This window comes from Pseudomonas sp. PDNC002, assembly GCF_016919445.1.
Classification (GTDB): domain Bacteria; phylum Pseudomonadota; class Gammaproteobacteria; order Pseudomonadales; family Pseudomonadaceae; genus Pseudomonas.
Map to the genome: position 1 here is coordinate 5,527,311 of NZ_CP070356.1, position 24,687 is coordinate 5,551,997.

Here is a 24,687-nt window from a genome sequence, read left to right on the forward strand (position 1 = left end):
CGACGATGACCACCGACAAGCTCCACGCCGCCGCCCACGCCCTGGCCGAGGCGCGGGCCAGCCGAACGCCCATCGCCGCGCCAGCGGCACACTTTGGCCTCACCGGGCTGGACGACGCCTATCGCGTACAGGCGCTGGGCATCGACCTCGCGCTGGCCGGCGGCGAACGGCTGGCGGGCGCCAAGGCCGGGCTGATCTCGCCGGCGATGCAGGCGGCGCTCAAGGTCGGCGAACCGGTTTATGGCCGCTTGCTCGCCGGCCTGCGCTGCCGATCCGGTGCACCTATCGCCCGCGAACGCCTGTTGCAACCACGAATCGAGGCGGAACTCGCCCTGCTTATCGGCCGCGACCTGCCTGCTGGAGAGCTCGATATGGCCACTTTTCGCGCCTGCATCGAGGGTGCGGTCTCGGCCATCGAGATCAACGACACCGCCGTGGCCAACTGGCAGATCGGCCTGCTCGACTCGGTGGCCGACAACCTCTGCGCGGGCCTCTACCTGACCGGCGATCAGCCGGCGGCGCTGGAAAGACTGGAAGACGCCGCGCTGGCAGTGCAACTGCTGCGCAACGGCGCGCCTGCCTTCCCGCCGACCCGGACGACCCTCGGGGCGATGCTCGACATCGGCCTCTGGCTGGCGCGGCGCATGGCACGTCTGGACGCGCCGCTGAAGGCCGGCGACGTCCTGCTGTGCGGAGCCCTGGCGCCGATGTCGCAGGTTGCGCCCGGGGATACGTTCGAGCTGGAAATCGAGGGGCTGGGACGCGTCGGCTGCAGCTTCGAGCAATGACGGAGAGGACGGGCCCGGCCTCTTGCAACTGCGCTCCGCGCTTCTCCCTGCGACGTAAGGCACATCACCTGGAACCGGTTATCCGCCAATAACTCGCGGCGGATAACGCCAGGGCGTTATTCGCCCTACGGGTTCCATGCCCGCGCGCCGCTACAACTCCGCTGCGAACCGCCCCGGATGCTCCCCCTGCAGCGTAGGGCGCATAACCTGGAACAGGTTATCCGCCGAAAACTCGCGGCGGATAACGCCGGGGCGTTATTCGCGCTGCGGGCTCCATGCCCGCGCGCCGCTACAACTCCGCTGCGAACCGCCCCGGATGCTCCCCCTGCAGCGTAGGGCGCATAACCTGGAACAGGTTATCCGCCGAAAACTCGCGGCGGATAACGCCAGGGCGTTATTCGCACTGCGGGCTCCATGCCCGCGCGCCGCTACAACTCCGCTGCGAACCGCCCCGGATGCTCCCCCTGCAGCGTAGGGCGCATAACCTGGAACAGGTTATCCGCCGAAAACTCGCGGCGGATAACGCCAGGCCGTTACTCGCGCTGCGGGCTCCATGCCCGCGCGCCGTCAGAGCTCCGCTGCGAACCGCCCCGCATGCTCGCGCAACATCCCCCGCAGCAACTGCGCAGCCGGCGACAGGTAGGCGCCCTCGCGCACGGCCAGCCCGATGGTCCGCGTCAGCGTGGTCTCGGCCAACTGCACCTCGCGCAACTGGTCCATGCCGTGCCCGCCGGCCAGCGCCTCGCGGGCGATGAAGCTGAGCAGGCGGGTGCGGGCGATCAGGTTGGGCAGCATGGGAATCGCGTTGGTCTCGATCTGCACCTGCGGCATAGGCAGTTGGTGGGCCTGGAAGGTGGCGTCCATCCAGCGCCGCGACGACACCCCGGTCGCCGGCAGCACCCAGCGATAGCGGCACAGGTCGGCCATGACCACCGAACCATCGAAGATCGGATGATCGCGGCTGGCGACCACTACCACCTGATCCTGCAGCAGCGGCTCACTGCTCAGCTGCGGGTCATCGACGATGCGCGAGCAGATCGCCATGTCCAGCCGCCCGCTGCGCAATGCTTCGCGCAGCACGTCGTCCTGCCCCAGAACCAGGCTCATGGTCACGTCCGGCGCACGGGCCAGAAGGTCCTCGGTGAGGCGCGGCAACAGGTACTCCGCCATGGTCGCCGCGCAGCCAAGGCGGATGTTGCCTACGACACCACTGGCGAAGTCGCGCACCTCGCGGCGGGTTTCCTCGATGTCCTGACGCAATTGCCGGGCGCGTTGCAGCATCAGTTCACCGGCCGGCGTCAGGCGAATCCGCCGGCCATCACGTTGGAACAGGCGTGCGTCGAGGGATTCCTCCAGGCGCTGGATGCTCTTGGTCAGCGCCGGCTGGCTGCGCCCCAGACGCTCGGCGGCGCGCCCCAGGTGGCCGAGTTCGGCGATGGTTTCGAAGTAGGCGAGATCACGCAGGTCCATGGCGGCCAACCGATAAATTTCAGGAATGGATTCATGACTATTAGAAAATAGACTTGATCGATCCGGCTACCGATAATTCCTCCGTCTTCCCCGTCCGGAGCCGTCCGTGTCCAGTCGCCCCGCCCTCTTCGTCGCCCGTATCCCCGTCAGTCTGCAATGGCTGACCCTGGCGCTCGGGGCCGCAGGCGCCGGGCAACTGCTCACCTGGCTCGGCATCCCCGCCGCGCTGTTCCTCGGGCCCATGCTGGTGGCCATCGCCTTCGGTGTCGGTGGCGTGGAAATCCGCCTCCCGCGCAGCGCCTTCCGCCTCAGCCAGGGCTGCATCGGTCTGCTGGTTGCCCACGCCATGAGCTGGTCGGTGCTGCAGGCGATGGTCGCCTCTTGGCCATTGATGCTCAGCGCAACCGTGCTCACCGTGCTGCTCTCCGGCGCCGTCAGCTATGCCATGGTGCGCTTCGGCGGCATCCCCGGCAGCACCGCCGCCTGGGGCACCGCGCCGGGCGGCGCGGCGGCCATGGTGTCGATGGCCGAAGCCAACGGCGCCGACCCGCGCGTGGTCGCCACCATGCAGTACGTGCGGGTGGTCTGCGTAGTCATGGCCGGTGCACTGGTCGGGCGCTTCCTCGGCATAGAGGGCGGCGGTTCAGTGGCGCACAGCACGCCGATCATCGACACCGCCACCCTGCCCGACCTGATCAACTGCCTGCTGCTGATCTTCGTCTGCGCCACCGCCGGCGCGAAGCTGCCGGCCGGTCCGCTGCTGGTGCCGCTGGTGGTCGGAGCGGTTCTTCAGCTCACCGGCATGCTGCACATCACCCTGCCGCACTGGTTGCTGGCCAGCGCCTACGGCGTGATCGGCTGCTACATCGGCCTGCGCTTCGACCGCGAAAGCCTCGCCTACGTCGGCCGCCACCTGCCGGCCATGCTGGTCAGCGCGCTGGCGCTGATCGCCAGCTGCGCGCTGTTCGCCTGGGCGCTGGCGGCGATCACCGGGATGGATTTTCTCTCCCTCTATCTCGCCACCAGCCCCGGCGGCCTGGATGCCATGGCGATCATCGCGGTGGATACCCATTCCGACGTCGGCCTGGTCCTGGCGATGCAGACGCTGCGGCTGTTCGTGGTGCTGTTCACCGGCGTTTCCGTCGCCCGCACGGTGATTCGCCTGAGCCGCGCCTGAGCCTGGGGCTGGGGCTGGGGCCTGTGGGAGCAACTGTCTTCTTCGGTCAATTTGTGCCACTGAATTCCCCTCACCCCAGCCCTCTCCCGGAGGGAGAGGGAGCCGTCCGTGCCGGCTGACGCCGAAGTTTCATCCTGCACCGAACGATCCCCTCTCCCCCTGGGAGAGGGTTAGGGTGAGGGGGCTCTTGATTTTGTAGGAGCGAGCTTGCTCGCTCCTACACAATGCGCCCACCCGTGACCTTGTGCCGACGAACCCACCCCCGCTAAGGTCGTCGCTCTTTCACCGAGCGAGCCCGCCATGGATAGCCTTCGCCACCGCCCCATCCGCTTTCACGTCACCCACTGGAGCGACGACCCGTTCAGCCACGGCGCCTACAGCACCCTGCTACCCGGCGGCACGCCGGAGCATCGGCGCCGGCTGGGTGAGGTCCTGGGCGGCAAGCTGGTGCTGGCCGGCGAAGCCTGCAATCCCGTTGCCCCCGCCATGACCCACGGCGCCTGGGACGATGGCCTGCGCGCCGCCGAAGCGGCCTTCGAAAGCGGCGCCCGCCGGGTACTGGTGATCGGCGCGGGCTTCGCCGGACTGGCTGCAGCACGCCGCCTGCGGGAGGCCGCTATCGAGTGCGTGGTGCTGGAAGCCCGTGATCGTCTCGGCGGCCGCGTGCACAGTATTTCGCTCGGTTCGATAAAGGCAGACGAAGGCGCCGCCTGGTTGCAGCAGTTCGACGACAACGCACTCGCCGCGCACGCACAGCAACTGGGCCTGCCGTTGCAGGCAACCGACTTCAGCCACCCCCTGGCCGCTGCGGCCGACGGCCCGGTGCCGGACATCGATGCCGCCTGGGAAGCCCTGCGCGCCGGGATCGACCGCCAGCTGCCGCTGGCGGAAGGCGTCGCGCGCTATCTGCAGGATCGCGACGAAGAAACCCGTCGCGCCACCCGCTTCGCCCTGGACGCCAACCTGGTCCTGGAAGCCTGCCTGCCCCTGGAATCATTGTCGGTGGATGCGCTGGACGAAGAAGGCGTCGGTGCCGGCGACCGCTTCCTGCCGCAAGGCTATTCACAGCTTGTCGCGCACCTCGCCCAAGGGCTGGATATCCGCCTGAACCGGCCAGTGGCAGACATCGACTGGTCGGGCGCAAAAGTGCGGGCAGGCGACGAAAGCTGGGACTTCTGCATCTGTACCGTGCCCATCGGCGTGCTGCGCGATATCCACTTCAATCCGCCTTTGCCGCCAGCGCAGCAGGATGCGCTGGAGCACCTGGGCATGGGTCGGCTGGAGAAGGTCGTGCTGCAATTCGAGGAACGCTGGTGGCCGGTGTCGCCGTCGGGTTATCTGCGCTGGTACGACACGCCAGCCAGCTTCGGCGAGTGGCTCGATCTCACCGACGCGGTAGGCACGCCGACGGTCGCGGGGTTGATTGCGGCGGATGCGTTGCAGCGGCTGTTTGCCGGCCGCAGTGACGACGAGATTGCGACTTCCGCTTGTTTGGCCCTGCAGGCCTGGAGCGACGCGGTGCGCAGCAACGCTCTGTAGGGACGGATTGCTCGCCCTTGGCATGGCGGGAAGTCGATCGCGGACGGAGTCCGTTCCTACGCGATCAAGAGCCCCTCACCCTGACTCTTTCCCGCAAGCGGGAGAGGGGATCGTTCGGTGCAGGATGAGAGTTTCGCGTCAGTCGGCTCGGACTGCCCCTCTGAGGAAAAGGGCTGGGATGAGAGAGATTCAGCGGTAGGGACTCCTGGGAAAACACGGTTGCTCCTACGACAACGAGCCCGTTACAACCCCTCAAGCGTCAGATCGACCAACCGCTCGACATAACCCGTATCCAGCTCCTCGCCGGAAAACAGGATGCGATACACCAGCGGCGCCATCAGCCGGTCGACGATGCGGTCGACCTCCGGCAACTTCTCGCCGCGCCCCTTGGCACGCAGCAGGATGATGTCGAACTGGCCGCAGGCAATCGCCATGCAGCGCCCGGAGCAGCCGCCGCCAGCCGCCAGCAGATCGAGCACTACCGCACGGCCGGGCACCGAGGCGGTTTCCTCCATGTACTGCTCGCCCCACGCCAGCAGGTCGCCGCGCAGGCTGCCGGTGTCCGCCGGCTCGGCATCCGGGCGGATGCGCTCCAGGGCGACGTCGCCCAGCAGCTCGCTGAGGTCGCCCCAGCGCCGGTAGATGGTCGAGGGCGTGACGCCGGCGCGCGCGGCGATCAGCGGCACGGTCAGTTCCGCGCGGTCGCGCTCTTCCAGCAATTCCTGGACAGCCTTGTGCACCGACGCCTGCACCCGCGCGCTGCGGCCGCCCGGACGAACACCCTGATTGATTGCCATAAGCACCTTAACGCAAAGAATTTGCTTTTATCCGAAAACGGGTCCAGCATCTCGCAAAAGCAAAATCTTAGCCTTTGCGAGCTGAATCATGGCACAGACCTTACCCAAAAGCGCGCCCGGCTTTTCCCCGGCCCTGCTGCTGACCGCGACCCTCATGGCCTTCCTCGCCGCCGCTGCCGCGCCCACGCCGCTCTATGCGCTGTACCGCGAGTCCTGGCAGTTCTCCCCCGCCCTGCTGACGCTGGCGTTCAGCATCTACGCCGGCGGGCTGATGCTGGCGCTGCTGGTGTTCGGCTCGCTGTCGGACTATCTCGGCCGCCGCCCGCTGATCCGCACGGCGCTGATCATCGAGTTGCTGGCGATGAGCGTGTTCCTCTACGCCAACTCGGTGGAACTGCTGATCGCCGCTCGCCTGCTGCAAGGCTTCGCCACCGGCATCGCGACCGCTGTACTGGGCGCCGCCATGCTCGACATCGACCGCGAGCGCGGCCCGTTGATCAACAGCGTCGCGCCCATGCTCGGCATGGCGCTGGGCGCACTGGGCAGCAGCGCACTGGTGCAGTTCGGCGGCGACCCGCTGCACCGCGTCTATGTCTGGTTGCTGGCGGTGTTCGCGCTGGCCCTGGTGCTGTTGCGCTGGCTGCCGGAAAGCGTCAGCAAGCAGCCCGGCGCGCTGGCCTCGCTGAAGCCGCGCATCCGTATCCCCCCGCAGGCGCGCCGCGCGTTCTGGAGCGTGGCGCCGCTGAACGCCAGCCTCTGGGCGCTGGGCGGTTTCTACCTGTCGCTGGGCCCGACCCTGGCGCGCCAGGTGACCGGTCTGCAGGTGCCGATGATCGGCGGTGGGCTGGTGTCGCTGTTGTGCTTCTGCGGCGCCGTGGCGATCTTCGCGCTGCGCAACCGGCCGGCAGCGGTCATCCTGCGCCGCGGCGGACTGGCCCTGATCATCGGCCTGCTGATCACCCTGCTCGGCGTGGACTCCTCCAACCTCTGGCTGTTCTTCCTCGGCACTGCGGTGGCAGGCCTTGGCTTTGGCGGCGCCTTCCTCGGCGCATTGCGCTCGGTGGTGCCACTGGCCCACGCCCACGAGCGCGGTGCGCTGATGGCGAGTTTCTACGTGCTCAGCTACCTGGCCTTCAGCGTGCCGGCGATCCTCGCCGGGCTGGCAATCCAGCGTTATGGCCTGGTCGCCACCACCAATGGCTACGCCAGCCTGCAGATTCTCGCGGCATCGCTGGTCCTGCTGCTGTCCTTGCGCGCGCCCGCCGCGCAGAAGGCGCCGGCCTGAATCAGGCCGCCTCGCGGGCGCGCAGGAAGTCGTAGAGCGCGCGCACCGCCGGCTGCTCCAGCGCCTGGGCGGCGTGGCAAAGGCCGATGCGGCGCACGGGTAGCGGCAGGTTCAAGGTTCCGCTGCGCACGGCCGGGGCGCCGCCCAGCAACGAGGCGGGAAGGATCGCCGCGCCCAGGCCGGCACTGACCAGCCGCAGGGCAAGATTCAGGGTGCTGGCCTGCGCGACCACCGGTGCGCTGCCGTAGGCAGTCATCAAACGCTGGTGCGACGGGTGCGACGGACAGGTGATCCACGCGTCGACTGGCGCACTCTCGGCGCCGGGCGGCAGCGCCAATACGTAGGGATCGTCCCACACCGGAACGAACAGTTCGTCCTCGCAACAGAACTCCTCCGCCGCCAGCCGCGCCTCCCCTACACAGCCTTCCTCCAGGTGCAGCTGCAAATTCGGGATCGCCTGCCGGGCCAGGCCGACGAAGCGCTCGATCTGCTCGGCACTGATGTCCCCTTCCACGCCCAGATGCAGCGGCCGCCGCTCCGACGACTGGCGGAACAGCTTGCGCAAACCCTCCGCCTCGGCCAGCAGGGCACGGGCTCGCGGGTACAGGGTGCGCGCCGCTTCGCTGACATCCACGCCGCGCGGTTGGCGCACGAACAGCTCGGTGCCCAGGCTCTCCTCCAACTGGCGCACGGTGGCGGACAGCGTGGGTTGGCTGACGAACAGGCGCTGCGCGGCAGCGGTGATGTTGCGCTCTTCGAAGACCGCGACGAAGGCGGCGAGCTGTCGAATATCCATAGGAATTCCCGATACCAGGCACAGGAATAAGCCATTTTTCAGGCAGGTAAGCGCTAAATATACTTCACTGCATCGTCCAGGTATCCAGATTTTCGATTGCAGGAGAACCACCATGAGCAAGCCCCTGATCATCGTCACCGGCGCCAGTTCCGGCATCGGCGAAGCCACCGCCCGCCTCTTTTCCCAGCAGGGCCACCCGCTACTGCTGCTCGCCCGGCGCATCGAGCGCTTGGAGGCCCTCAAGCTGCCGAACGCGCTGTGCCGTGCCGTCGATGTGACTGACCGCGAAGCCCTGCTGGCCGCCGTCGAGGAAGCCGAGAAACGTTTCGGCCCGGCTGACGCGCTGGTGAACAACGCCGGTGTGATGCTGCTGGGCAACATGGTCGAGCAGGACCCGGCCGAGTGGGAACGCATGCTCGACGTCAACGTGAAAGGCCTGCTCAATGGCGTGCACGCCGTGCTCAAGGGCATGGTCGAACGCAACCAGGGCACCGTGATCAATGTCAGCTCGGTGGCCGGGCGCAAGACCTTTCCCAACCATGTCGCCTATGTGGGCACCAAGTTCGCCGTGCATGCGATCTCCGAGAACCTGCGCGAGGAAGTCGCGGCGCACAACGTCCGCGTGGTGACCATCGCCCCCGGCGCGGTGGAAACCGAACTGCTCAGCCACACCACCGACGAGGCGATCAAGAGCGGCTATCAGGACTGGAAACGCGAGATGGGCGGTAAGGTGCTCAGCGCCGAGGACGTGGCCAACGCCATCGGCTACGCCTACAACCAGCCGCAGGGCGTGTGCATCCGCGAGATCGTGCTGGCGGCGACTCGGCAGCAGGCTTGATCCCCGTCATCACGATCAAGAGCCCCTCACCCTAACCCTCTCCCGGAGGGAGAGGGGACCGTTCGGCGCAGGATGAAACCACAGCGTCAGCCAATACTGACGGCCCCCCTCCCGGAGGGGGAAGAGACCGTTCGGCGCAGGATGAAACCGCAGCATCAGCCGGTACTGACCGCTCCCTCTCCCGGAGAGAGAAGAGACCGTTCGGCGCAGGATGAAACCACAGCGTCAGCCAATACTGACGGCCCCCTCTCCCGGAAGGGGAAGAGACCGTTCGGCGCAGGATGAAACCACAGCATCAGCCGGTACTGACGGCCCCCTCTCCCGGAAGGGGAAGAGACCGTTCGGCGCAGGATGAAACCGCAGTGTCGGCAGGTACTGACGGCTCCCCCTCCCTGAGGGGAAGAGACCGTTCGGCGCAGGATGAAACCGCAGTGTCGGCAGGTACTGACGGCTCCCCCTCCCTGAGGGAGAGGGGGCTGTTCGGCGCAGGATGAAACCGCAGCATCAGCCGGTACTGACGGCTCCCTCTCCCTGAGGGAGAGGGATGGGGTGAGGGGGAAGCGTAGGCACATAACTCCCTGGGAAGACGGCTTCTACCACACCTGCATCACCCCGCCTGCCTAGCCGCCCAGCGGCGGTACTGCTTGGCCCGGCGCAGCGTGCGCCACTGCTCCATCACCAGCGTGCGCCACGGCGAAGCCTGCGGGTTAGGCGCGCGGCGGGCGCCGATGCGGTGCAGTTGCAGCTTGACCAGCGCCATGTAGGCCAGCGCCGCCAGTGGCTTGGAGCGCCAGCGGATCGGCGGCAGCTGCGGCTGGGTCTGGCTGCCACGCTGCCAGTGCAGCACCAACTGCGGCTCCAGCGCCAAGGCGGTGCCGATGCCGACCATGTCCAGCCCGCTGTCCAGTACCTGCTCCGCCACCGGCAGACGGCGGATTCCGCCAGTGACCATCAGCGGCATGCGCGCCGCCTCGCGCATCTCACGGGCGAATTCGAGGAAGTAGGCTTCCCGCGCCAGGGTCCGCCCATCGCGGGCATCGCCCTGCATGGCCGGCGCCTCGTAGCTGCCACCGGAAAGCTCAACCAGGTCGACCTTCTCGTCGTTCAGCCACTCGATCACCTGGCGCGCATCGCTGGCATCGAAGCCGCCGCGCTGGAAGTCGGCGGAGTTGATCTTCACCCCGACACAGAACTCCGGCGACACCTCGGCGCGCACTGCACGGACGACTTCCAGCAACAACCGCGCACGGTTTTCCAGCGAACCGCCCCAGCGGTCCTGGCGCTTGTTCGCCAGCGGCGAGAGGAACTGGCTGAGCAGATAACCGTGCGCCGCGTGGATCTGCACGCCGCTAAAGCCGGCCTGTTCGGACAACTGCGCAGCGCGGACGAAGCGCCGGATCACCTCGGCGATATCGGCCTCGGTCATCTCGCGGGCGACGGCGAACAGCTTGGAGAACTTGCCCATCTCCAGCGGCACCACCGACGGCGCGATGGCGCCCTGGCCGAGGTTGGTCTGCACCTGGCGACCGGGATGGTTGAGCTGCAGCCAGAACTGCGCACCGCGGGAACGGCCGATGCTCGCCCATTCGCGGAAGCGCTCAAGATGCCGGTCGTTTTCCAGCACCACGCCGCCGGGGCCGGTCATGGCGCGGCCGTCGATCATCACGTTACCGCTGAGGATCAGGCCGACGCCGCCGTCCGCCCAGGCCTGGTAAAGGCGCAGCAGCGCGGCCGAAGGCGCCTGGTCGGCGTCGGCCATGTTCTCTTCCATGGCGGCCTTGGCGATACGGTTGGGGACTTCGCCGCCGTTGGGCAGGCGCAGGGGCTGGAAGGGCGACATGGCAAGGCTCCGAGGTTGTGGTGCGAGCAAGGCTAAGTTTAAAGTTCACTTCAAGGTCAAGCCCCTTTCGGAGCCCAGCATGAAAATCGGTGAACTGGCCAGCCTCAGCGGCCTCGCCCCCTCGCGCATCCGCTTCTACGAAGCCAGTGGGCTGATCGCCCCGGCCCGCCGCCTGGCCAACGGCTACCGCGAGTACCCGGCAGAAACCCTCGACCTGCTGGAAATCATCCGCAGCGCCCAGCAGACCGGTTTCACCCTGGAGGAAATCCGCAGCCTGCTGCCGCACTCCAACCCCATCGAGAACGGCCACGGCGAACTGGTCGCCGGCCTGCGCCGCAAGGTTGCCGAGATCGAAGCGATGGAGCGGCAACTGCGGCAGAACCGTTTACGCCTGCTGGAAGTGATCGAGGGTATCGAGAACAAGCCCGAGGGCATGGGTTGCGCGGCGAATGCCGAACGCATGCTGGCGGAGATACGCGAGCGCAAGGCGCGCAGTGAATCGTCCAAATCTACCTCACGAGTAAAACCCACCTCGGCAGCGAAGCGTCAGGAGCCAGCACAATCCTGAGAACCGTAGGGTGCCTGGAACAGGTTACCCGCCCGACTCACCTGTAGGAGCAACTGTCTTCTTCGGTCACTCTGTGCCACTGAATTTCCCTCCCCCCAGCCCTCTCCCAAAGAGGGGGCAGATCGTGCCGACTGACGCCATGGTTCCACCCTGCACCGACGAGTCCCCTCTCCCTTCGGGAGAGGGTTAGGGTGAGGGCCGATACCGCACGCTGGACAATCAGGTAGGAGCGGACTTTGTCCGCGATCGATTCCTGGCCGCTCCGAGCCTGACGGCAACATATCGCGGACAGAGTCCGCTCCTACGCTATTTCCAACCCTCGAGTCGCAAGGTCGCCCGCACCAGCCGCTGCTCTTCCTGCTCGATCTCCCGCAGGTTGTCGCGCACGCCGTGGATATGCTCGCGGGCGGCGCGCTGGGCCTGTTCCGGCTGGCGCTCGACGATGGCGCGGTACAGACGCGCATGCTGGCGATCGATCTGGCGCTTCTGCGGCGGGCGGTTGTAGAGGTTGTTCACCGAGGCGAACACGGTGCTGAGCATCAGCTCGTTGAGCGACTGCAGCGTATGCACCAGCACCGGGTTGTGCGAGGCCTCGCTGATCGCCTGGTGGAAGGCGTGGTCGCGCCGGGCGTGTTCGCGTGGGTCCAGCGGTTGCGGCTCGTCGAAAGCCGCATGCATCTCCTCGAAGCGCCGGCCGATCAGCAGCAGGTCGACCTCCGTGGCGCGCAAGGCGGCCAGCCGGGCGGACTCCCCCTCCAGCAGCGCGCGCACTTCCAGCAGGTCGTAGAGCGTGCGCGGCTGCGAGCGGAACAGGTGCATCAGCGGCGAGACGTCGTCGGCGCCGGTCAGGTCGGCAACGAACGATCCCCGCCCCTGCTCGGTATCGACGATGCCGCGTCCGCGCAACGCGCGCAGCCCTTCACGCAACGCCGAGCGCGAGCAGCCGAGCTTCTCCACCAGGCGCCGTTCCGACGGCAACGCCTGGCCGACCTTGAGTACGCCGTCGACGATCAGGCGCTCGATCTTTTCCGCCACCTGGTCGGCGACGCGCTGCTTGCCCTGCTGGATGCTGGTCATCGAACGGCTCCACAACTGGTAGGACCAGCAGGTATCCACCTGCCTCGTGCCCAACAACCCTAGCCGCCACGGCCGGGCCTTTCCAGCGCAGCGGCACGCAACAACTGGTCGGACCAGTGCGAAAGCCGATGGACGCCCGCGAAGCGGCGGCCGCATGTTCACGGCGCTGTGGCTCATGAAGCCCGCCTGACGGGCTCGTCCAATAACAAGATCAGAGCACCGTGGCCCATGAATATCCTCTACGACGAGCGCGTCGACGGCGCGCTGCCTGCCGTCGACAAGTCCGCCCTGCTGGCCGAGCTGCGCGCGACACTGCCCGACCTCGAACTGCTGCACCGCGCCGAAGACTTGAAGCCCTACGAGTGCGACGGTCTCTCCGCCTACCGGACCGTGCCGATGCTGGTGGCGCTGCCCGAGCGTATCGAGCAGGTGCAGGCGCTGCTCAAGCTCTGCCATGCGCGCCAGGTGCCGGTGGTGGCGCGCGGCGCGGGCACAGGCCTGTCCGGCGGCGCGCTGCCGCTGGAGAAAGGCATCCTGCTGGTGATGGCGCGCTTCAACCGCATCCTCGAAGTGAACACCGCCGGCCGCTTCGCCCGCGTGCAGCCCGGTGTGCGCAACCTGGCGATCTCCCAGGCCGCCGCGCCGCACGGGCTTTACTACGCGCCCGATCCGTCGTCGCAGATCGCCTGCTCTATCGGCGGCAACGTCGCCGAGAACGCCGGCGGCGTGCATTGCCTCAAATACGGCCTGACCGTGCACAACCTGCTGAAGGTCGACATCCTCACCGTCGAGGGCGAGCACCTGACGCTGGGCAGCGACGCCCTCGACAGCCCCGGCTTCGACCTGCTCGCGCTGTTCACCGGCTCCGAAGGCATGCTCGGCATTGTCACCGAAGTCACCGTCAAGCTGCTGCCCCGGCCGCAGGTCGCGCGGGTGCTGCTGGCCAGTTTCGATTCGGTGGAAAAGGCCGGCCGCGCGGTGGCCGATATCATCGCCGCCGGCATCATCCCCGGCGGACTGGAGATGATGGACAACCTGTCGATCCGCGCCGCCGAAGACTTCATCCACGCCGGCTACCCGGTGGACGCCGCGGCCATCCTGCTGTGCGAACTGGACGGCGTGGAAGCCGATGTGCAGGACGACTGCCAGCGCGTCGACGGCGTGCTGCGCGCGGCCGGCGCCACCGATGTGCGGCTGGCCTGCGACGAGGCCGAGCGCGTGCGCTTCTGGGCCGGGCGCAAGAACGCCTTTCCGGCGGTGGGGCGCATCTCCCCGGACTACTACTGCATGGACGGCACCATCCCGCGCCGCGAGTTGCCGCGCGTGCTGCATGGCATCGCCGAGTTGTCGAAGGAATTCGGCCTGCGAGTGGCCAACGTATTCCATGCCGGCGACGGCAACATGCACCCGCTGATCCTCTTCGACGCCAACGTGCCCGGCGAGCTGGAGCGCGCCGAGGCCATCGGCGGCAAGATCCTCGAACTCTGCGTGGCGGTGGGCGGCAGCATCACCGGCGAGCACGGCGTGGGGCGCGAGAAGATCAACCAGATGTGTGCGCAGTTCAACAGCGACGAACTGACCCTGTTCCATGCGGTGAAAGCGGCCTTCGACCCGAACCGCCTGCTCAACCCCGGCAAGAACATCCCGACCCTGCACCGCTGCGCCGAATTCGGCGCCATGCACGTGCACCACGGCCAGCTGCCCTTCCCCGACCTGGAGCGTTTCTGATGGCCGATGCCAGCGCCGACCTGCTCGAACAGGTGAACCAAGCGCTCCACGCTCGAACGCCGCTGCGCATTCGCGGCGGCGACAGCAAGGCCTTCCTCGGCCGTCCGGTGAATGGGGTGGAACTGGATACCCGCGCCCATTGCGGCATCGTCAGCTACGACCCGACCGAGCTGGTGCTCACCGCCCACGCCGGCACGCCGCTGGCGGAGATCGAAGCGGCGCTGGAGACCGCCGGGCAGATGCTGCCCTGCGAGCCACCAGACTATTCCACAGCGACCTTCGGCGGCATGGTCGCGGCCGGGCTCTCCGGCCCGCGCCGGCCCTGGTCCGGCTCGGTGCGCGACTACGTGCTGGGCACACGGGTGATCACCGGCCACGGCAAGCTGCTGCGCTTTGGCGGCGAAGTGATGAAGAACGTCGCCGGCTATGACCTCTCCCGCTTGCTCGCCGGCAGTTTCGGCTGCCTGGGGCTGATCACCGAAGTGTCGATGAAGGTGCTGCCCAAACCCCGGATGTGCGCCAGCCTGCGCCTGCAAATGGACGTTCACCAGGCGCTGGGAGAGCTGGCGGAATGGGGCGCGCAACCGATCCCGATCACTGCCGCCTGCTACGACGGAACGGCGCTGTATTTACGCCTGGAGGGCGGCGAAGGCTCCGTGTGTTCCGCACGCCTGCGCCTGGGTGGCGAGGAGATCGGCAGTACCTACTGGCAGGACTTGCGCGAGCAGCGCCTCGGCTTCTTCACCGGCCCCGGCACGCTCTGGCGGCTGTCACTGCCCAATGCGACCCCGGCGATTGCCCTGCCGGGTGAACAACTGATCGACTGGGGCGGCGCGCAACGCTGGCTGAAGTCCGATGCGGACGCCGAGCTGATCCGCCACAGCGTCGCCGAGTTCGGCGGCCACGCCACTCGCTACGCGCCGGGCGACGATGCGTTCCACCCGCTGCCCGCCGCCCTGCTGCGCTATCACCGCAGCCTCAAGCAACAGCTGGACCCGCAAGGCATCTTCAACCCCGGCCGGATGTACAGGGAGCTCTGATGCAAACCAACCTGAGCGAACAGGCCAGGCACCTGCCGCGCGCCGAGGAAGCCGAGCGCATCCTGCGCTCCTGCGTGCACTGCGGCTTCTGCACCGCCACCTGCCCGACCTACCAGTTGCTGGGCGACGAACTGGACGGCCCGCGCGGGCGCATCTACCTGATCAAGCAGGTGCTCGAAGGCCACGAGCCCAGCGCCAGCACCCGCGAGCACCTGGACCGCTGCCTGAGCTGCCGCAATTGCGAAAGCACCTGCCCTTCCGGGGTGGACTACCACAACCTGCTGGATATCGGCCGCGCGGTGGTCGAGGAGCAGGTGCCGCGAACCTTCGGCGAGCGCGCCATGCGTCGCAGCCTGCGCGCTGTGGTGCCGAATGCCGCGTTGTTCGGCGCACTGGCCAAGGCCGGGCGGACCTTCTACCCGCTGCTGCCGGAAAGCCTGCAAAGCAAGCTGCCGCGCCATCCGCATCCGCCCGTGGAGCGCCCGAAACCACGCCACTCCCGACGCATGCTGATGCTCGAAGGTTGCGTGCAACCGGCACTTTCCCCCAATACCAATGCCGCTGCAGCGCGGGTGCTGGATCGCCTGGGCATCAGCGTGATCCCGGCGGCGGACGCCGGTTGCTGCGGCGCCGTTGACTATCACCTGAACGCCCAGGAGGACGGGCTGGACCGCGCCCGGCGCAACATCGACGCCTGGTGGCCGTCCATCGAAGCCGGCGCCGAGGCCATCGTACAGACCGCCAGCGGCTGTGGTGCTTTCGTCCGCGATTACGGCCATCTGCTGGAGCGCGACACCGCCTACGCCGCAAAGGCAAGACGGATCAGCGACCTGTCCCGCGACCTCTCCGAAGTGCTGCGCGACGAGCCGCTGGAAGAACTCCACCTGCAGGGCGATCGCCGCCTGGCCTTCCACTGCCCCTGCACACTGCAGCACGCGCTGAAGCTTGGTGGTGTGGTGGAAAGCGTGCTCACGCGCCTGGGCTTCAGCCTTACCGGCGTGCCGGACAGCCACCTGTGCTGCGGCTCCGCCGGCACATATTCGCTGACCCAGCCGACGCTGTCCAGGCGGCTGCGCGACAACCGGATGCAGGCACTGGAAAGCGGCAACCCCGAGGTCATCGTCACCGCCAATATCGGCTGTCAGACACACCTGGGTGGCGCGGGACGCACGCCGGTTCGGCACTGGATCGAACTGGTGGAGGAGGCGCTGGCCGACGCGCCGCAACCCCACTCTCACGAGGTGCAAGCATGCTCAACAAAGCCGTTCTGACCCAGCAGGAGGTCGGCCGCATTCTCGCCGCCGCCCGCGATGAGGCGCAGCGCAATCACTGGGCGGTGTCCATCGTGGTAGTGGACGACGGCGGCCACCCGCTGGCCCTGGAACGCCTCGACGGCTGCGCCCCGGCCAGTGCCTACATCGCCACCGAAAAGGCCCGCAGCGCGGCGCTGGGCCGGCGCGAAACCAAGGGCTACGAGGACATGGTCAACAACGGCCGCGTGGCCTTCGTCAGTGCGCCGCTGATCACTTCGCTGGAAGGCGGCGTGCCGGTTGTCGTCGAAGGCCAGGTGATCGGCGCGGTCGGCGTCTCCGGGGTGAAAGCCGGGGAGGACGCGCAAGTCGCCAGCGCAGGCGTGGCGGCGCTGTGAAGTCGCCGACGCGGCTCCGGCAGCAGGTGCCCAGCGGCCGGGTTGCGGTCGCCGTCGGCTTCGAGCGAGCCGGCGGCGACGCCCGCGAAAGCTTGCCCGCATCGTTGTTCAAAAGCCCCGTTACGCGCAGCGTGCCGGGGCTTTTTCCATGGGCGCCGGCGCATCGCCGGCCGCCGTCCAACGCACCACCGACGAAAGTTATCCACCGCTGACGCTTTGCCGTGTGCATCCACAACAACAAGGGACAATCCCCATGCAAACCTGGCAACAGCTCTACACCCCGCTCGGCAGCCTCGGGCTGTCGGCACTGGCGGCCCTCGTGCCGATCATCTTCTTCTTCCTCGCCCTGGCGGTGTTCCGCCTGAAGGGGCATGTCGCCGGCGCGATCACCCTGGTGCTGTCATTGCTGGTCGCGGTCTTCGTCTACCACATGCCAGTGGACAAGGCCCTGGCGTCGGCGGTCTACGGCTTCTTCTACGGACTCTGGCCGATCGCCTGGATCATCGTCGCGGCGGTGTTCCTCTACAAGCTGACGGTGAAGAGCGGGCAGTTCGAGATCATCCGCAGCTCGGTGCTGTCGATCACCACCGACCAGCGTTTGCAGGTGGTGCTGATCGGCTTCTCCTTCGGCGCGTTTCTCGAAGGCGCGGCGGGCTTCGGCGCACCGGTGGCGATCACCGCGGCGCTGCTGGTCGGCCTGGGCTTCAACCCGCTGTATGCGGCTGGGCTGTGCCTGATCGCCAACACTGCACCGGTGGCCTTCGGCGCGCTGGGTATCCCGATCATCGTCGCCGGGCAGGTGTCGGGCGTGGATGCCTTCAAGATCGGCGCCATGGCCGGGCGGCAGTTGCCGATCCTGTCGGTGATCGTGCCGTTCTGGCTGGTGGCGATGATGGACGGCTGGCGCGGTATCCGCGAAACCTGGCCAGCGCTGCTGGTGGCCGGCGGTACCTTCGCGATCAGCCAGTTCCTCACCTCCAACTTCATCGGCCCGGAGCTGCCGGACATCACCTCCGCGCTGCTGAGCATGGTGTGCCTGACGCTGTTCCTGCGGGTGTGGCAGCCGGTAAACCTGCGCGAAACTGAGTTCTCCAGCATCAATGCCGACGGCACAGCGACGCTGGGCAACTTCGGCGGCGGCGGGCCGCGCCAGGAGTCGCAGTACAGCCTGGGGCAGATCATCAAGGCCTGGTCGCCCTTCCTGATCCTGACGGTGCTGGTGACGATCTGGACGATGAAGCCGTTCAAGGCGCTGTTCCTGCCCGGCGGCGCGTTGGAAAGCTGGGTGGCGGTGATCGCCGTGCCCTACCTCGACCAGCTGGTGCTCAAGGCCGCCCCCATCGTCGCCAACCCGACGCCCATGCCGGCGGTCTACAAGTTCGATCTGGTGTCGGCCAGCGGCACCGCGATCTTCATTTCGGCGCTGATTTCGATGGCCATCCTGCGCATCGACTTCAAGAGCGGCGCGGCGACCTTCCGCGATACGCTGCTGGAGCTGAAATGGCCGGTGCTGACCATCGGCATGGTGCTGGCCTTCGCTTTCGTCACCAACTACTCGGGCATGTCCACGACCCTGGCGCTGGTGCTGGCCGGAACCGGCGCGGCCTTCCCGTTCTTCTCGCCCTTCCTCGGCTGGCTGGGGGTGTTCCTCACCGGATCGGACACGTCATCCAATGCCCTGTTCGGCTCGCTGCAGGCAACTACAGCGCACCAGCTCGGCGTGAGCGACACGCTGCTGGTGGCAGCCAACACCACCGGCGGGGTCACCGGCAAGATGATCTCGCCGCAGTCGATCGCTGTGGCCTGCGCGGCTACCGGGATGGTTGGCCGGGAGTCGGACCTGTTCCGTTTCACGGTCAAGCACAGCCTGATCTTCGCGGCGTTCATCGGCTTGATCACGCTGGCGCAGGCATATGTGTTCACGGGGATGCTGGTGCACTGACGCGGGATTGTCAGCACCGACATCACAGGTACTTGTAGGAGCGAGGGGGACGCCATCGTTATTGCTCGCGAACCGATTTCGCAGCGGGCGCTGGTTCGCGAGCAAGCTCGCTCCTACGAAGGCCAAGAGCCCCTCACCCTAACCCTCTCCCGCAAGCGGGAGAGGGGACTGTTCGGTGCGGGATGAAACCATGCTGTCAGCCGGCACAATCAGCCCCTCTCCCGCTAGCGGGAGAGGGGGCTGTTCGGTGCAGGGTGAAACCATGCTGTCAGCCGGCACAATCGGCCCCCTCTCCCCCTGGGAGAGGGCTGGGGTGAGGGAAAGGCCCGAGCGTCGATATTCCCAACGGCCCGGACCGTGCTCAGTAATCCACCTTCCCCCGCCCCGCCTTGATCGTCCCACGCTTGCTCTTGCCCTCCAGCCGGCGCGTCTTCGAGCCCAGCGTCGGCTTGGTCGGGCGGCGCTTCTTCTCCACTTTCGTGGCGCTGCGGATCAGCTCCGCCAGGCGGTTGAGCGCGTCCTCGCGATTCTGCTCCTGGGTCCGGAACTGCTGCGCCTTGATCACCACCACGCCGTCGCTGGTGATGCGCTGGTCGCTGAGCGCGAGCAGGCGTTCCTTGTAGAACTCCGGCAGGGATGAGGCGCGCACGTCGAAGCGCAGGTGCACCGCGCTGGACACCTTGTTGACATTCTGCCCGCCGGCACCCTGGGCGCGGATGGCGGTCAGCTCGATCTCCGCGTCGGGGATCTGCACGGTGTTGGAAATCTGCAGCATGGGGATGATTCGGGAATGAACAGTACGTCAGGATACCGCGCAGCGCCGCTGGTGTCCCGAAGCCATCTAGCCCGCCGTAGAGCACCCGTTCCTGACTTTCGCGTCAATTTTTGTATACGAACTTGTGTACAAGTTTTTCTTGCAATGTCATCAATTCACCATTAGAACCCAGCCTGTCACCGACCGCAGTTCCTCCTGCGGGACGCCGGCCCCCAAGCCACAAAAACAAGAAAAAGACAGAGGTGCAGCATGGTTTCATCCGCGACGACGGCCATTGGCGCCGCCCGCCCCCAACCGCGTTCCAGCCGCCGCCTGAGCAACGGCCGCCGGTTCGCCCTCGGTACCGCACTGGTCCTCGCCCCGCTGGGCCTGGCGCAGGCCGAAGACGATCGCTTCTTCGAGTGGACCAGCAACACGCTGGGCTTCCGCTACGGCAAGGGCTTCACTAACCCGAACAACCCGCACGACATCAGCAAGCGCATCTTCAGCTTCAGCCACGCCGACGGTTACCGCTACGGCAGCAACTTCTTCCACCTCGATGTGCTGCAGTCCGACAGCGATGACCCGCGCAAGGGCACCGACCACGGCAGCAGCGAGGTCTATGGGGTATTCCGCAGCCAGCTGTTCGCCTCGCGAGTGTTCGACCTGCCGCAGGGCAAGGGCCTGGTGAAGGACCACGCCTTCACCTTCGGCTTCGACGCCAGCCGCAACAACAACCTCGGCTCGGCGAAGAAGCGCGCGCTGGTGTTCGGCCCGACCATCAAGTTCAACGGCCCCGGCGTGCTGGACCTCTCGCTGTTCTACTACCGCGAGAAGAACCACTCCGGCATCCCCAACGCGAAACACCCGGACCACACCTTCGACACCACCTACATGCTCAACCTGACCTGGCTGCGGCCATTCCAGCTGGGCGACCACGGTGCGAAGTTCCAGGGCTTCCTGAACTACACCGGGGAGAAGGGCGAGGACTACAACGACAACGACACCGCGCCGGAAACGCTGATCCGCACCTCGCTGATGTTCGCCACGCTGCCGGGTACCAAGCGCCAGCCGAACCTGTGGCTGGGCGTGGGCTACGAGTACTGGCACAACAAATTCGGCGTGGATGGCGGGCGCGGAACCCGTACCTCGACGCCGACGGTGAACCTCGAGTTCACCTTCTGAGGCACCGCCCCTGGGGATTGCTTTAGTAGGAGCGGATCTTATCCGCGAAGGCCCGAGCGCGGACTTTTTCGCGGACAAGGTCCGCTCCTACAAGCCATGCCGCTCCTACATTCGCCCATGAAAAAGCCCGGCAAATGCCGGGCTTCTTCGTTCACGCAGTGCAGGAAGAATCAGTTTTCCTTGCAAACCACGCCGTCGGCGGGCTCACCGCCTTTCCAGTCCTTGTACAGGGTCGCGTCTTCGCCCTTGGTCCACCAGACGTACTGTCCGGCCGCATAGCGGGCGCCGGAGGCGGAGATGACGTTGGCGAAGACCAGGCTGGAGGCGTCAGTCACCGGCACCACGGCCAGGCTGTTGTCGCCCTTGTTCAGGTACTGCACGCTGATCTTGCGGCCGTCCTCGCACTTGTACGAGACGCTGCGCGAGTCCAGCTTGGCATCGCCGGGCAGGACCAGCGCGTCGACCTGCGGCGCTTTCTTCTCTTCGCCACCACAGGCAACGAGGATGACCGGCACGGCCGCGGCGAGCAGCCAAAGTGCTTTTTTCATGAGTATCCCTCTGACGAAAAATGGCCCGGTCACTCTAGGAAGGATCGGGCCGCGCGGTCAATCGCGCGCGGCTCGACCCAACGTAGGATCAGGCCGCCACGTCAGTCAGCCAGTGCCGCGCTGGCGCTGCTGCGCGCAGCCGGCTGGCGTTTGAGGCGATAGCAGCCGTACATCACCAGCAACCACACCGGGATGGCATAGACCGACACCTGGATGCCCGGCGTGAGCAGCATGACGCCGAGGATGAACACCACGAAGCCCAGGCACAGCCAGTTGGCTGCCGGATAGGCGACGGCCCGGAAGGCGGTGCGCTTGCCCTCGGCATCCATGTGCGCGCGGAACTTCAGGTGCGCCAGGCTGATCATCGCCCAGTTGATCACCAGCGCTGCGACCACCAGGGACATCAGCAGCTCCAGCGCGCGGGCCGGCACCAGGTAATTCACCAGTACGGCGAGGAAAGTCACCGCCGCCGAGACCATCAGCGAGCGCACCGGCACGCCACGGCTGTCCACCTTGGCCAGCGCGCGCGGGGCATCGCCCTGCTCCGCCAGGCCCACCAGCATGCGGCCGTTGCAGTAGGTGCCGCTGTTGTAGACCGATAATGCGGCAGTGAGCACCACGAAGTTGAGGACGTGGGCCGCGGTGCCGCTGCCGATCATCGAGAAGATCTGCACGAAGGGGCTGCCGCTGTAGGAGTCGCCGGAGGCGTTGAGGGTCTGCAGCAGGCTGTCCCACGGCGTCAGCGAAAGCAGCACGGTGAGCGCGCCGATGTAGAAGATCAGGATGCGGTAGATCACCTGGTTGATCGCCTTGGGGATCACCTGTTTCGGCCGGTCGGCCTCGGCGGCGGTGAAGCCGAGCATCTCCAGCCCGCCGAAGGAGAACATGATGATCGCCATGGCCATCACCAGCCCGCTGATGCCATGGGGGAAGAAGCCGCCGTGGGCCCACAGGTTGCTCACCGTTGCCTGCTCGCCGCCGGTGCCGCTGGCCAGCAGGTAGCAGCCCAGGGCGATCATGCCGACGATGGCCGCGACCTTGATGATGGCGAACCAGAACTCCGCCTCGCCGAAGGCCTTCACGTTGAACAGGTTGATGGCGTTGACCACCACGAAGAACAGCGCGGCGGTGGCCCAGGTCGGAACGTCCGGCCACCAATAGTGGATGTACTTGCCCACCGCGGTGAGCTCCGACATGCCGACCAGGATGTACAGCACCCAGCAGTTCCAGCCCGAGAGGAAGCCGGCGAAACCGCCCCAGTACTTGTGCGCGAAATGGCTGAAGGAGCCGGCCACGGGCTCCTCGACGATCATTTCGCCGAGCTGGCGCATGATCAGGAAGGCGATGAAGCCGGCGATGGCATAGCCGAGGATCATCGACGGGCCGGCGGACTTGAGCACGCCGGCGGAGCCGAGGAACAGCCCGGTACCGATGGCCCCGCCGAGGGCGATCAGCTGGATATGGCGATTCTTCAGGCCGCGCTGGAGCTGGCCTGCGTGTTGAGTTTCACGCGTCATGCGTCACCTGTTGTTTTTATCTGTGACGGGATTCGGCCGCCCGGCTTGTGGCCAGGCGGTGCGGGCAAGGCAAGGCTAAAGAGCGGTGGAACGGGAGGGACTTACTGAGCGTCGGGCTGCACCTCCGGGGCGGCCTGCTGGAAGGCTTCGAGGGACTCGCAGCGCGCGGCGATGGCGAGCAGGCGCGGACAGCCGGACAGGTCGCACTCGAAACGGTGGGCGTTGTACAGCTGGGGGATCAGGCAGGCTTCGAAATAACCGGGACGCTCGCCGAGGGACAGCGGACCGCTCCAGCTGGAGACGCCCTCTTCCACCGCATGCAGGCCGGTTTCGATCCAGTGGCGGATCCACACACTCTTCGCCTCGTCCGCCACAGCCAACGGGCCACTGAGGTACTGCAGCACGCGCAGGTTGTTCAGCGGATGGATGTCGCAGGCGATGTGCAGGGACAGCGCACGCACCTGGGCGCGTTGCAGCGGATCGCGCGGCAGCAGGCCGGGTTGCGGGTGGGTTTCGTCGAGGTATTCGAGGATGGCCAGGGACTGGGCGATGCGCGCGTCGCCGTCCACCAGCAGCGGCACCAGTTCCTGCGGGTTGAGCGCTTTATAGTCGGCGGCGTGCTGTTGGCCGCCGTCCTTCATCAGGTGCACTGGTACCTGGCGGTAGGCCAGACCCTTGAGGCCAAGCGCAATGCGCACGCGGTAGGCGGCGCTGGAGCGCCAGTAGGAATACAGGGTGAGCATGGCGGTTCTCCGAAGGCGGCCCACGCTATCCGCGCGGCCACCCTGCTAGCGAGTTACTGATCGGAGATCACGCCACGGCGAATCTGGTCTTCCTCGATGGATTCGAACAGGGCCTTGAAGTTGCCCTCGCCGAAGCCCTGGTTGCCCTTGCGCTGGATGATCTCGAAGAAGATCGGGCCGATCACCGTGTTGGTGAAGATCTGCAGCAGGATGCCGTCGTCGCCCGGCGCGCCGTCGATCAGGATGCTCAGCTCGCGCAGTTGCTCCAGCGGCTCGCCGTGGCCGGCGACGCGGGTGTCGACCTTCGCGTAGTAGGTATCCGGGGTGCTCATGAAATCCACGCCGTTGGCGCGCAGCTGGCGCACGGTTTCGTAGATGTTCTCGGTGGTCAGGGCGATGTGCTGGATGCCTTCGCCGTGGTATTCGCGGATGAATTCCTCGATCTGCGACTTGTCGTCCGCCGACTCGTTGATCGGGATGCGGATCTTGCCGCAGGGCGCGGTCATGGCGCGGGACAGCAGGCCGGTGAGCTTGCCTTCGATGTCGAAGTAGCGGATCTCGCGGAAGTTGGCGATACGCTCGTAGAAGCCGGACCAGACGTCCATCTGGCCGCGCTTGACGTTGTGGGTCAGGTGGTCGATGCACAGCAGGCCGACGGCGTTGTCGTTGGCGCTGCGGCCTTCGATGAACTCGAAGTCGACGTCATAGATGCTCTTGTCGCCATAACGGTCGACGAGGTACAGCAGCGAACCGCCGATGCCTTCGACGCAGGGGATGTTCAGCTCGCCGAAGTTGGCGTGGCTGCCCACCAGCGTGGCGCCCTGGGATTCGACGTAGGCGGCGGCCTGGGCGGCATTCTTCACCCGGAAGGCCATGGCGCAGGCGCTCGGGCCGTGCTTCTTGGCGAACTCGTGGACGTGGCCGGTGGGGCTGCCGTTGAGCACGATGTTGATGTCGTTCTGCTGGAACAGGAAGACTTCCTTGGAACGATGCTTGGCGGTCTCGGTGAAGCCCATGCCGGTGAACAGCTGGCGCAGTTGCTCGATGCCCTTCGCGTCGGGGGCGGTGAATTCGACGAACTCGAAGCCGTCGGTGCCGATGGGATTGTGTTGCTCGATCTTGGTCACGGCGTTCATCCGGCCTCCTCGTTGTCGTTATCGGCTGGTTCGGCGCAGGGGCCGTCCAGGCGTTTGGAATGCCTTCATCACAACCGTCGCGGGGCTTTGGAACAAGCCGGCTGCCTACCCCTCAACGCGTGATTGCTGCGGTAGCCCGGCAAGAAATCCTTACGCTGCCCAAAGCCCTATGCGGCATGCCGCCGCACCGTAAAGAATTCGTGACAAGGTGGTGCACCAGCCTGCCAGTGCGAGTGCCGCGCTCTCGTCAGGGCGCCGTGCGGCGGCTACC

Annotated in this window: 22 protein-coding genes; 12 read left to right on the forward strand and 10 right to left on the reverse strand. The window is 66.7% G+C overall.

From position 1 onward, the window contains the following. Positions 1–5 precede the first annotated feature (5 nt). Positions 6–788, forward strand: coding sequence for a fumarylacetoacetate hydrolase family protein (locus JVX91_RS24895; RefSeq protein WP_205336738.1), 783 nt, complete (start codon positions 6–8; stop codon positions 786–788). A 567-nt stretch (positions 789–1,355) separates the two neighbouring features. On the opposite strand, the gene JVX91_RS24900 is transcribed toward JVX91_RS24895, so the two are convergent. After that, on the reverse strand, positions 1,356–2,258 hold the full coding sequence (locus JVX91_RS24900) for a LysR family transcriptional regulator (protein WP_205336739.1): 903 nt from the start codon (positions 2,256–2,258) through the stop codon (positions 1,356–1,358). A 106-nt stretch (positions 2,259–2,364) separates the two neighbouring features. Here JVX91_RS24900 and JVX91_RS24905 point away from each other — a divergent pair, with 106 nt between their 5' ends. Together JVX91_RS24905 and JVX91_RS24910 are read left to right on the forward strand one after the other, a co-directional pair. Next, a complete protein-coding gene (locus JVX91_RS24905) occupies positions 2,365–3,435 on the forward strand; it encodes an AbrB family transcriptional regulator (protein ID WP_205336740.1) in 1,071 nt (356 codons plus the stop codon). Between the two features lie 300 nt (positions 3,436–3,735). Beyond that, a complete protein-coding gene (locus JVX91_RS24910) occupies positions 3,736–4,974 on the forward strand; it encodes an NAD(P)/FAD-dependent oxidoreductase (RefSeq protein WP_205336741.1) in 1,239 nt (412 codons plus the stop codon). Between the two features lie 242 nt (positions 4,975–5,216). Here JVX91_RS24910 and JVX91_RS24915 read toward each other — a convergent pair whose 3' ends face one another. Then, positions 5,217–5,771, reverse strand: coding sequence for a TetR/AcrR family transcriptional regulator (locus JVX91_RS24915; protein WP_169940707.1), 555 nt, complete (start codon positions 5,769–5,771; stop codon positions 5,217–5,219). Between the two features lie 154 nt (positions 5,772–5,925). Here JVX91_RS24915 and JVX91_RS24920 point away from each other — a divergent pair, with 154 nt between their 5' ends. After that, the gene (locus JVX91_RS24920; protein WP_205340098.1) at positions 5,926–7,056 is read left to right on the forward strand and encodes an MFS transporter; all 1,131 of its coding nucleotides are present in this window, start codon (positions 5,926–5,928) and stop codon (positions 7,054–7,056) included. 1 nt (position 7,057) lies between these two features. Here JVX91_RS24920 and JVX91_RS24925 read toward each other — a convergent pair whose 3' ends face one another. Further along, positions 7,058–7,852, reverse strand: a complete 795-nt coding sequence (locus tag JVX91_RS24925; RefSeq protein WP_205336742.1) for a LysR family transcriptional regulator — start codon at positions 7,850–7,852, stop codon at positions 7,058–7,060. 112 nt (positions 7,853–7,964) lie between these two features. Between JVX91_RS24925 and JVX91_RS24930 the strand changes: the two genes are divergently transcribed. Then, positions 7,965–8,690 carry an SDR family oxidoreductase gene (locus JVX91_RS24930; RefSeq protein ID WP_205336743.1) on the forward strand — a complete coding sequence of 242 codons (726 nt, stop codon included), beginning with the start codon at positions 7,965–7,967 and terminating at the stop codon, positions 8,688–8,690. A 607-nt stretch (positions 8,691–9,297) separates the two neighbouring features. On the opposite strand, the gene JVX91_RS24935 is transcribed toward JVX91_RS24930, so the two are convergent. Next, positions 9,298–10,530: an NADH:flavin oxidoreductase/NADH oxidase family protein gene (locus JVX91_RS24935; protein ID WP_205336744.1), complete on the reverse strand. Its 1,233-nt coding sequence runs from the start codon at positions 10,528–10,530 to the stop codon at positions 9,298–9,300. Between the two features lie 79 nt (positions 10,531–10,609). Here JVX91_RS24935 and JVX91_RS24940 point away from each other — a divergent pair, with 79 nt between their 5' ends. Further along, the gene (locus JVX91_RS24940; RefSeq protein ID WP_240201663.1) at positions 10,610–11,098 is read left to right on the forward strand and encodes a MerR family transcriptional regulator; all 489 of its coding nucleotides are present in this window, start codon (positions 10,610–10,612) and stop codon (positions 11,096–11,098) included. A gap of 306 nt (positions 11,099–11,404) precedes the next feature. On the opposite strand, the gene glcC is transcribed toward JVX91_RS24940, so the two are convergent. Continuing rightward, positions 11,405–12,175, reverse strand: a complete 771-nt coding sequence (gene glcC / locus JVX91_RS24945) for a transcriptional regulator GlcC (RefSeq protein ID WP_169940719.1) — start codon at positions 12,173–12,175, stop codon at positions 11,405–11,407. A gap of 228 nt (positions 12,176–12,403) precedes the next feature. Here glcC and glcD point away from each other — a divergent pair, with 228 nt between their 5' ends. The 5 genes from glcD (at position 12,404) to JVX91_RS24970 (ending at position 18,533) form a co-directional block, all read left to right on the forward strand. Next, on the forward strand, positions 12,404–13,903 hold the full coding sequence (gene glcD / locus JVX91_RS24950; protein WP_205336745.1) for a glycolate oxidase subunit GlcD: 1,500 nt from the start codon (positions 12,404–12,406) through the stop codon (positions 13,901–13,903). Further along, entirely contained in the window at positions 13,903–14,943 is a 1,041-nt protein-coding gene (gene glcE / locus JVX91_RS24955; RefSeq protein ID WP_205336746.1) for a glycolate oxidase subunit GlcE, read from the forward strand. The genes glcD and glcE overlap by 1 nt, the downstream gene beginning before the upstream one ends. Next, complete coding sequence (glcF, locus tag JVX91_RS24960) at positions 14,943–16,214, forward strand: glycolate oxidase subunit GlcF (protein WP_205336747.1); 1,272 nt, start codon at positions 14,943–14,945, stop codon at positions 16,212–16,214. The genes glcE and glcF overlap by 1 nt, the downstream gene beginning before the upstream one ends. Next, complete coding sequence (locus JVX91_RS24965) at positions 16,193–16,591, forward strand: heme-binding protein (protein ID WP_024764357.1); 399 nt, start codon at positions 16,193–16,195, stop codon at positions 16,589–16,591. Before glcF ends, JVX91_RS24965 begins: the two co-directional genes overlap by 22 nt. 253 nt (positions 16,592–16,844) lie before the next feature. Beyond that, a complete protein-coding gene (locus tag JVX91_RS24970) occupies positions 16,845–18,533 on the forward strand; it encodes a lactate permease LctP family transporter (protein ID WP_205336748.1) in 1,689 nt (562 codons plus the stop codon). A gap of 361 nt (positions 18,534–18,894) precedes the next feature. On the opposite strand, the gene arfB is transcribed toward JVX91_RS24970, so the two are convergent. Next, entirely contained in the window at positions 18,895–19,308 is a 414-nt protein-coding gene (gene arfB / locus JVX91_RS24975) for an alternative ribosome rescue aminoacyl-tRNA hydrolase ArfB (protein WP_205336749.1), read from the reverse strand. 249 nt (positions 19,309–19,557) lie between these two features. Here arfB and JVX91_RS24980 point away from each other — a divergent pair, with 249 nt between their 5' ends. Continuing rightward, the gene (locus tag JVX91_RS24980) at positions 19,558–20,472 is read left to right on the forward strand and encodes a nucleoside-binding protein (RefSeq protein ID WP_205336750.1); all 915 of its coding nucleotides are present in this window, start codon (positions 19,558–19,560) and stop codon (positions 20,470–20,472) included. A gap of 170 nt (positions 20,473–20,642) precedes the next feature. On the opposite strand, the gene JVX91_RS24985 is transcribed toward JVX91_RS24980, so the two are convergent. From JVX91_RS24985 to hppD, 4 genes are all read right to left on the reverse strand, one after another. Further along, the gene (locus tag JVX91_RS24985; RefSeq protein ID WP_205336751.1) at positions 20,643–21,020 is read right to left on the reverse strand and encodes an MliC family protein; all 378 of its coding nucleotides are present in this window, start codon (positions 21,018–21,020) and stop codon (positions 20,643–20,645) included. 101 nt (positions 21,021–21,121) lie between these two features. Next, on the reverse strand, positions 21,122–22,537 hold the full coding sequence (locus JVX91_RS24990) for an amino acid permease (RefSeq protein WP_205336752.1): 1,416 nt from the start codon (positions 22,535–22,537) through the stop codon (positions 21,122–21,124). 101 nt (positions 22,538–22,638) lie between these two features. Further along, entirely contained in the window at positions 22,639–23,280 is a 642-nt protein-coding gene (maiA, locus tag JVX91_RS24995; protein ID WP_205336753.1) for a maleylacetoacetate isomerase, read from the reverse strand. Positions 23,281–23,333: 53 nt separating this feature from the next. Next, on the reverse strand, positions 23,334–24,416 hold the full coding sequence (hppD, locus tag JVX91_RS25000; RefSeq protein WP_205336754.1) for a 4-hydroxyphenylpyruvate dioxygenase: 1,083 nt from the start codon (positions 24,414–24,416) through the stop codon (positions 23,334–23,336). Between the last annotated feature and the right edge of the window lie 271 nt (positions 24,417–24,687).